7 protein-coding genes are annotated in these 8,845 nt (G+C 61.4%); 6 read left to right on the top strand and 1 reads right to left on the bottom strand.

Annotated features, from left to right (window positions below):
* Positions 1-373: 373 nt before the first annotated feature.
* Together AC57B1_RS15365 and AC57B1_RS15360 are read left to right on the top strand one after the other, a co-directional pair.
* Positions 374-745 carry a hypothetical protein gene (locus AC57B1_RS15365; RefSeq protein WP_496417921.1) on the top strand — a complete coding sequence of 124 codons (372 nt, stop codon included), beginning with the start codon at positions 374-376 and terminating at the stop codon, positions 743-745.
* A complete protein-coding gene (locus AC57B1_RS15360; protein ID WP_408185032.1) occupies positions 745-1,005 on the top strand; it encodes a hypothetical protein in 261 nt (86 codons plus the stop codon). Before AC57B1_RS15365 ends, AC57B1_RS15360 begins: the two co-directional genes overlap by 1 nt.
* 405 nt (positions 1,006-1,410) lie before the next feature.
* Here the strand turns inward: AC57B1_RS15360 and AC57B1_RS15355 are convergent, their stop codons facing one another.
* Entirely contained in the window at positions 1,411-2,133 is a 723-nt protein-coding gene (locus AC57B1_RS15355; RefSeq protein WP_091805254.1) for a GntR family transcriptional regulator, read from the bottom strand.
* Between the two features lie 161 nt (positions 2,134-2,294).
* On the opposite strand from AC57B1_RS15355, the gene AC57B1_RS15350 reads away from it, so the two are divergent.
* From AC57B1_RS15350 to AC57B1_RS15335, 4 genes are all read left to right on the top strand, one after another.
* Positions 2,295-3,515, top strand: a complete 1,221-nt coding sequence (locus AC57B1_RS15350) for a pyridoxal-phosphate-dependent aminotransferase family protein (RefSeq protein WP_496417920.1) — start codon at positions 2,295-2,297, stop codon at positions 3,513-3,515.
* A 180-nt stretch (positions 3,516-3,695) separates the two neighbouring features.
* Positions 3,696-4,982 carry an MFS transporter gene (locus AC57B1_RS15345; RefSeq protein WP_091805248.1) on the top strand — a complete coding sequence of 429 codons (1,287 nt, stop codon included), beginning with the start codon at positions 3,696-3,698 and terminating at the stop codon, positions 4,980-4,982.
* Positions 4,983-5,021: 39 nt separating this feature from the next.
* On the top strand, positions 5,022-5,771 hold the full coding sequence (locus AC57B1_RS15340; RefSeq protein WP_496417919.1) for a 2-keto-4-pentenoate hydratase: 750 nt from the start codon (positions 5,022-5,024) through the stop codon (positions 5,769-5,771).
* 32 nt (positions 5,772-5,803) lie between these two features.
* A complete protein-coding gene (locus AC57B1_RS15335) occupies positions 5,804-8,824 on the top strand; it encodes an FAD-binding and (Fe-S)-binding domain-containing protein (protein ID WP_496417918.1) in 3,021 nt (1,006 codons plus the stop codon).
* Positions 8,825-8,845 lie beyond the last annotated feature (21 nt).

Here is an 8,845-nt window from a genome sequence, read left to right as displayed (position 1 = left end):
CACGTGGAGGCCGCCACGCTTCAAAAGCCGGACGGCCAATCTGCCAGCGGGCTCTTACGGATAATACGACTCACTGGCAAAAAATCAGTGCTCTGAAAATGAGTTATGCAGACCTTCCCTAGATCTACACGGCGAGAATGCGGAGCTTATTTTCTGAAGTGAAGGCGGTGCGCCAGTTCTTGAGCCTTGGCTCAACCCTATCTGACGATTTTTGTTAAACGTTCCTACAGCTTGCGTTGGCATTGATGCCGAACTGGGTGTCTGGTTGACGAACTGGGAACTCGGGAACGACCCGGTTGCGCCACCTGCGAACCTGACAGGACTCCAGTCGGACGCTCCAGCATTTGTGCCTGATATCTGCGTCGAATGCTACATGGCCTGGAAGGCGTTGCCGACAGGTAAGCTATTCGGCCAGGAACTGGGCGAAACACTGCCGGCATGGCGCGAAACCACCGAGTTGATGCTGAGCGATCAGGCTCAGGTTCCCTATCCTTCGCTCGCGCCGGATTTGACGAGTTCTGCGAAGCGGTCAACGCTTTACAGCGCTCTTTTCAAATCTGGAACCGGCGACGGCGGATTAGTGAAGTGCGGTGGCCGGGAAGATCACGAAACAGCATGCTTCGCACAGTATGATGCTCAGATGACTATGTGCAATTCGGTTGCTCGTCATATGGGCGGCGCGCGGGCAATCGCGCTGTGTAAAGAGAAGGCATTTCAAATCTATCAAAAATGCAGAGGATATTAATGGAAAAAAATAGACCGTTTTCCATAGTCCTGACCTACATCGAAGATCGTCAAGAGTTTGCAGTGCAAGCGGTTGAGCGAAGCAGATTGGCACCGGTCGTGGCCGGGACGTTCGAGGTGCCGATTCTGCTGGACGAGCATAGGTTCAAGCTTGACGATGCGTTCGCGCGAAGGCTTGGGGCAGCGATGCTTACGCTGATTGCATTGGGGCAGCCTGAGCTTAACCAATACATGAGTCTTACAGAGGATCCGATCGACTAACTTGATGGAGACAATGAGAACCGAGCCTTAGAGAAATAGACTCGGCTCTGCACCTGAAAAGAGCGGGGACGCGGTTACTGCGCTGCAGGCTGCCAAGGATAGGGGCGATACAGAAGGCATGGTCGCCGCGCTGGTTGACTACAACAATTGGCGCGAAGGAGGTGATTCGCGTGCCGAACTGCACGCGACTGGCGGTGTGGTGAATTGGTTGCCTTGGCAGCCGCAGTGCGTTCAGCACGATTGGCGGCGCTGCCGGTGCGGGTATGTCTTCGCTCCTTGCGCCGCAGACAAAGAACTTAGCGACGCCGTTGCAGGTGCGACGGGCTCGTCGCTGATCGGCCACCTGACCGGGAACATCGCATCGGCCAAACACCGCTTAGGTGCCTTAGCTCAACCCGCCCCTCCTCAAACCTTCAACCCCCCCGCCGCCGCTTCCTGCGATTGCACTTGCAAAACCGCATCGCGCTTATCAAGCAGATGCTGCCGGAGAATCGCGCTCAGCTTCTTCCCGTCACGCGCCTCGAGCGCCTTGAGCATTTCGTCGTGGTCGTGAATCGCCCTATCCCATTTCGGAACCTGGAAGTTCGACCTGAACCTGAGTGCCTGCAAGCGTCGATTCACCGAGACATAAGTCTGCCGCAGTGCTGAATTCCTGGCCGCCTCGTTGATCTTGTCGTGAATTGCCTGATTTCTGCTGTAGTACCCCGCCAGATCATTTTGCGTTCGGCACGCGAGCATGGCGTAATGCAGCGCCTTGATCTCGGCGAGTTCGGCCGCCGTCATCCGCTCAGCCGCCAACTCGCCCGAAAAAGCCTCGAGACCACTCATCAACTCGAAGGTCTCGCGCAACTCGGCCTCCGACATCTTCGACACGGACGCGCCGCGATTCGGCGAAATCTCGATCAGTCCTTCGGCGGCCAACACCTTCAGCGCCTCGCGCAACGGCGTGCGCGAAATGCCGAGCGTTTCGCACAGCTCGCGCTCGTTCAGTTTCTTGCCCGGCTCCAGCACGCCTTCGACGATAAAGCCGCGAATGTGCTCCACCACCGTGTCGTGCAAGCGCTGCCGCTCGACCTTCGGCATGAGCGGCGACGGGGAGATGCCCGCCTCGAAATCCGAATTTTGCATACAAAAGCCCTCCACATCTCATTAGCCGGGATTTTATAGGAAGCTGAAAGATTAGTTAACGGCGCGGGTAAACACCGGTGTCGACGGCCAACTTTCGCCTTGGGTCGCCGAAGATCGTCTGATATAGTTTTTTGAATGCAAAATTCAATCGGAGGAGCCCAATGCTCAAACTAGACTTTCACCCCGCTGGCCGTCACTTTTTGCAGATCCCGGGTCCGAGCCCGGTGCCCGACCGTATCCTCCGGGCGATGAGCTATCCGACCATCGACCACCGCGGCCCGGAGTTCGGCGAGTTGGGTCTCGCGGTACTCGACGGCATCAAGAAAATCTTCAAGACGCAGCAGCCCGTGGTGATTTACCCGGCCTCGGGCACGGGCGCCTGGGAAGCGGCGCTGTCGAACACGTTGAGCCCCGGCGATCATGTATTGATGTTCGAAACCGGCCACTTCGCCACGCTGTGGAAAAAGATGGCGGAAAGCCTTGGGCTGAAGCCGGAGTTTCTCGGCCTGCCGGGCATTGAAGGTTGGCGTCGCGGCGTACAGCCGCAAATGATCGAGGAGCGCCTGCGCGCCGACACGCAACACACCATCAAAGCGGTGTGCGTGGTGCACAACGAAACGTCGACCGGCGTGACCTCCGACATCGCCGCCGTGCGTCGCGCAATCGACGCTGCGGGTCACCCGGCCTTGCTGCTGGTCGACACGATCTCGGGCCTCGCCTGCGCCGACTACCGTCACGACGAATGGGGCGTGGACGTTACCGTCTCGGGCTCGCAAAAGGGTTTGATGCTGCCGCCGGGCATCAGCTTCAACGCGATCTCGCCGAAGGCCATGGCCGCCAGCAAGCAGGCAAAACTGCCGCGCAGCTTCTGGGACTGGAGCGACATCGTCGAGATGAACAAGACGGGCTACTGGCCGTACACACCCAACACAAACCTGCTTTACGGCCTTAACGAAGCGCTCGAAATGATTCTCGGCGAAGGGCTCGACAACGTGTTCGCCCGTCACGAACGTCTCGCCGAAGCGACGCGTCGCGCGGTGCGCGCATGGGGCCTGGAGATTCAGTGCGCCGATCCGTCGGTGTATAGCCCAGTGCTCACGGGCGTGATGATGCCCGACGGTATCGACGCCGATGCGGTGCGCAAGCTCATCTATGAACGCTTCGACATGTCGCTCGGCACGGGTCTCGGCAAGATGAAAGGACGCATGTTCCGCATCGGCCATCTCGGCGACTGCAATGACCTGATGCTGCTGGCCACGCTTGCCGGTTGCGAGATGGGGCTGCGGCTCGCGGGTGTGCCCCTCAAGGAAAGTGGCTTGCCTGCCGCTATGGAGTGGTTGAGCCAGCCGATCGAGACGCAAGGCCTGAAAGCCGCGGCCTGAGTATTGCGCGCGACCAGCGACTCGCAGAGATAGGGAAGGCATGCTGCCCTTCCCTCAAGAAGCCGCGCATAGAAAGCGGTCCGAACAACATGCGATGGGCCCGCGGAGCAAAACGCCGACGGGCCGAGACGCAGCGCGCCATATCAGGCCCGCCGTCAACACATGCAATGGAGAGAGACGATGAAGCGGTTTCGTGTGACCAGTGCGACCAGTATCGTTCTAGTGATGCTATGCATCATGTACTTCATCACCTACCTCGACCGCGTCAACGTCAGCACCGCGGCGGCGGGTTTCGGCAAGGAATTCCATCTCTCGCATACGGAAGTCGGCCTGGTGTTCTCGGCCTTCGCATATCCGTATCTGATCTTTCAGATCATCGGCGGATGGGTCAGCGATCGTTTCGGCGCGAAACGCACGCTGATTTTTTGCGGGGCCATCTGGGGCGTCGCGACCTTGCTGACCGGCTTTGCCGGCGGTCTGGTTTCGTTGCTGGCTGCACGCGTGCTGCTCGGCTTCGGCGAAGGCGCGACGTTTCCGGCCGCCACCTCCGCGATGGCCCGCTGGGTTGCCAAGGAAAAACGCGGCTTCGCGCAGGGCATCACGCATGCGGCGTCGCGAATCGGCAATGCGGTAGCGCCTGGCCTGATCGTGCTCGTGATGGCGACCTGGGGCTGGCGTGAATCGTTTTATATCTGCGGCGTGTTCAGCCTGTTGTGGGTCGCCGTGTGGGCCATTACCTTTACCGAGCATCCGAAAGACCACCCGCGTATCACGACCGACGAACTCGCCGTGCTGCCCGCGCCAAAGCCGAAAGCCGCTGGTGTGCCGTGGGGCAAACTGTTTCGCCGCATGTGGCCGGTCACGATCGTGTACTTCTGCTACGGCTGGACGCTCTGGCTGTTCCTGAGCTGGATTCCCCAATACTTTCTGCACAGCTATCACCTGCAATTGCAGAAGTCGGCCATCTTCGCTTCGGTGGTGTTCTTCGCCGGCGTGATCGGCGACACGCTCGGCGGCATCGTGACCGACTGGATCTTCACGCGCACCGGCAGCCTGAAACGCGCACGCAGCTGGATGGTGTCGGTCTGCATGTTCTTCTGCCTGCTCTCGCTGATTCCGCTGATGTTCACGCACAGCCTGTATCTGTCGATGGCGTGTCTCGCGTCCGGCTTCTTCTTCGCCGAAATGACAATCGGTCCGATGTGGGCGATTCCGATGGACATCGCGCCGGAATTCTCGGGCACGGCGAGCGGCATGATGAATACCGGCTCGGCATTGGCCGCGATTATCTCGCCAGTGGTCGGCGGCTTTCTGATCGACTACTTCGGCAGTTGGGAATTGCCGTTCGTCGGCAGCATGCTGTTGATGGCGATCGGCGTGGTGCTCGCGTTCCGCATGCAGCCGGAAAGCAAGTTCGCGCTCAACGCAGGCGACAAGGCTCAAGTTCCCACCAGCATGGGCGTTTGAGCACACCGCACCGTTCCCTCTCTCTTTGCCTTTGACGACATGACGACAGCACTCAGCCGGCTTCTTGCCGACGCACGCCGCAATCACGCCACGCTCGACACGTTGTCGCCGGAGCACACGCCCGCCGACGCCGCGGCAGCCTACGCAATCCAGCACGAAATCCTGGACGCATGCGGCGCGCGGATCGCCGGCTGGAAGATCGGCGCGAAGTCCGACAGCGGTCCGATCCAGGGGGCGCCGTTGCCCGACCTCGACTTGCATGCCGACGGTGCGCGTCTTCCCCGTGAAGTTTTCGCGCCGCTGGGGCTCGAACTGGAAATCGCGTTTCGCTTCGGACGCAGCTTCGAACCGTCCACCACGCCGTATAGCGAGGACGAGGTGCGGGCGGGCATTGGTTCGATCGGCGCGACCATTGAAATCGTATCGAGCCGCTACGCGGCGTGGCCCTCGGTCAACAAGCTCGCACAACTCGCGGATCTGCAGAACCATGGCGCGTTGATCGTGGGCGAATTCACACCGTATCGCGAGGACTTTCCGTTCGTGGCGCCGTCGCTGCGTTTCAGTTTCGACGGGCACGATGTGGTGCAAAGCACGCCTGCCAACCCGGCCGGCGATCCGCGGCGTCTGTTGACGTGGCTCGTCAATCACGCCACGTCGCGCGGCATTGTCGTGACGCCGGCCATGGTCGTCACGACCGGTTCGTATACCGGCATGTTCTTCCCGAAGAACGCGGGCACGGCAAGCGGGCGCATTGAAGGTCTCGCGCCGGTCAGCCTCACGCTCTACTAGCCGTTTCCTCTGTTATAGCCATAGGCGACGAAATGCCGAATCCCACTTCCGCTCTACTCGTCAAGCCGATCCATCTGGTCCCTTCCGCCGCGCGTCTGACGAGTCCGCTCGCGCAGCATCTGCGTAAATCGCTGCGCGGCGACGTGTTGTTCGATGCGGCGAGCCGCGGCCGTTACGCGACCGACGCGTCGATCTATCAGATCACGCCGATCGGCGTGGTGGTGCCGCGCGACCAGGACGATTTGCGCATCGCGCTGGAAATCGCGCGCAGCGAGAAGGTGCCGCTCCTCGCGCGCGGCGCGGGCACGAGCCAATGCGGCCAGACGGTCGGCGAAGCGCTGGTGATCGATACGAGCAAGTGGTTGAACAATATCGTCGCGTTCGACGCCGAAGCGCGCACGGTGACGGTCGAACCGGGCGTCGTGCTGGACCACCTGAACGCCTGGCTCAAGCCCTACGGTCTATGGTTCCCGGTGGATGTGTCGACGGCCGCGCAATGCACGATCGGCGGCATGGCCGGCAACAACTCGTGTGGCTCGCGCTCGATCGAATACGGCAACATGGTGCACAACGTCGACGCGATCGACGCGATTCTCGCGGACGGCAGCGAAACCCATTTCGGCTCGTTGCGCGACGCGCCGCAAGCTGCGCGCCTGCAGCAGATACTCGCGGGCGTGAAGCAGATCGCCGAGCGCGAGCACGACGAAATCGTGGCGCGCGTGCCGAAGGTCTTGCGACGCGTGGCGGGCTACAACATCGACGTGTTCGATTGCCAGAACCCACGCGCTTATACCGACGATGGCATCGCGAATCTCGCGCATCTGCTGGTCGGCTCGGAGGGCACGCTCGCGTTCAGCCGGCAACTCACGCTCAGGCTTGCGCCGCTGCCCGTGCATAAAACGCTCGGCGTGGTCAACTTCCCGACTTTCTGGCAGTCGATGGATCTGACGCAGCACATCGTCAAGCTCAAGCCGGTGGCGGTGGAACTGGTCGATCGCACGATGATCGATCTGGCGATGAGCAATCCGGCGTTTCGTCCGGTGATCGGCAAGGCGCTGGTCGGCGAGCCGCAGGCCATTCTGCTGGTCGAGTTCGCGGGCGAGGACCGCGACGCGCAACTCGCCTCGCTCAAACAACTCACGGAACTGATGGCCGACCTCGGCTTGCCCGATTCGGTCGTCGAGATGCCGGACGCGAACGAACAGAAAGCGTTGTGGGAAGTCCGCAAGGCCGGGCTCAATATCATGATGAGCATGAAGGGCGACGGCAAGCCGGTGTCCTTCATTGAAGATTGCGCGGTGCCGCTCGAACATCTGGCCGAATACACGAGCCGTTTGACCGAGGTGTTCCATCGGCACGGCACGGAGGGCACCTGGTACGCGCATGCGAGCGTCGGCACGCTGCACGTGCGGCCGATTCTCGACATGCGGCGCGACGGCGCGCAGAAAATGCGCGCCATCGCCGACGAAGCGGCGGCGCTCGTGCGCGAGTACAAGGGCGCGTATTCCGGCGAACATGGCGACGGATTGTGCCGCGGCGAATGGGTCGCGTGGCAATACGGGCCGCGCTTGAATCAGGCGTTCACCGAAATCAAGACGCTGTTCGATCCGGATAACCGCTTCAATCCCGACAAGATCGTGCGTCCGCCGAAAATGGACGACGCTGGCAATTTCCGCTTCGCGCCAGGCTACAAGGAACAGCGCATCGACACGGCGCTCGACTGGTCTGCATGGAATGTCGAACGCGACCCGCTGACCGGACGGGAGACGCTGCCCGGCACCGGTAACGATCTGTCCGGCGGACTCGCGAAGGCTGTGGAGATGTGCAACAACAACGGCCACTGTCGCAAGTTCGACGCGGGCACCATGTGCCCGAGCTATCGCGTGACGAAGGACGAACAGCACCTCACACGCGGCCGTGCGAATACCTTGCGCCTCGCAATTTCCGGTCAACTCGGCGAAGCGGGCCTCGCCAGCGACGACGTCAAGGACACGCTCGATCTGTGCGTGTCCTGCAAGGGCTGCAAGCGCGATTGTCCGACGGGCGTCGATATGGCGAAGTTCAAGATCGAGGCGCGGGCCGCGCGCGTCAAGCATCACGGACTGCGTTTGCGTGACAGGCTGGTGGCTTTCATGCCGCGTTACGCGTCGGCGGCGAGCCGCTTTCCGGGGTTGATGGCGCTGGCCGACAACGTGCCGGTGCTGTCGGCGTGGTTCAAGCGGTCAGTGGGCTTCGCGCCCGAGCGGAGCTTGCCGCGCTTTCAGAAGTCGTTTCTGGCTAGTGCGGTGCCGGCCAAGGCGACTCGCGGCGCCGCGCTGAAAGAGGTGCTGCTCTTTGTCGATACGTTCAACAACAACATGGAGCCGGACAACGCGCGCGCTGCGCAGCAAGTGCTGGAAGCCGCCGGCTACACGGTGCACTTCAATCAGCGCCAGGGCGAGCGGCCCGTATGTTGCGGCCGTACGTTCCTCGCGGCGGGTCTCGTCGATGAAGCGAAGCAGGAAGCGCGGCGCATGCTCGATCTGTTCAAGCCGTTCGTGGAGCGCGGTGTGCCGATCGTCGGACTGGAGCCGTCATGCTTGCTGTCGTTGCGCGACGAGTTTCTGCACTACGGTTTCGGCGACGAAGCGCGCAGGCTCTCGCAACAGGCGTTTCTGTTCGAAGAGTTTCTGGTGCGCGAGAACGAAGCCGGACGTTTGCAGCTTGCGCTGAAGCCGCTGGCCAAACAGCAGGCGCTGGTGCATGGCCACTGCCATCAAAAGGCCTTCGACGCCTTTAAGCCCGTGCAGACGGTATTGAAATGGATTCCTGAGTTGAAGGTGTCGACGGTGGAATCGTCGTGCTGCGGTATGGCGGGCAGTTTCGGCTATGAAGCCGAGCACTACACGACGTCTCAGGCGATGGCGGAGCTATCGCTGCTGCCGGCGGTGCGCAAGATGGACGGCAACACGTTCATGGTCGCGGACGGCACGAGTTGCCGGCATCAGATTCACGACGGTGCGGGCGTCGAGGCGATCCACGTGGCACGCTTGCTGGCAATGGCGTTGCAATAACGGCGCGTAGCGCGGGACGTG

The sequence above is a fragment of the Paraburkholderia sp. BGA-UO-ETr-F21 genome (assembly GCF_059567925.1).
The sequence above is the reverse complement of the archived record's forward strand: the minus strand, read 5'-3'. Positions and strand labels throughout refer to the sequence as shown.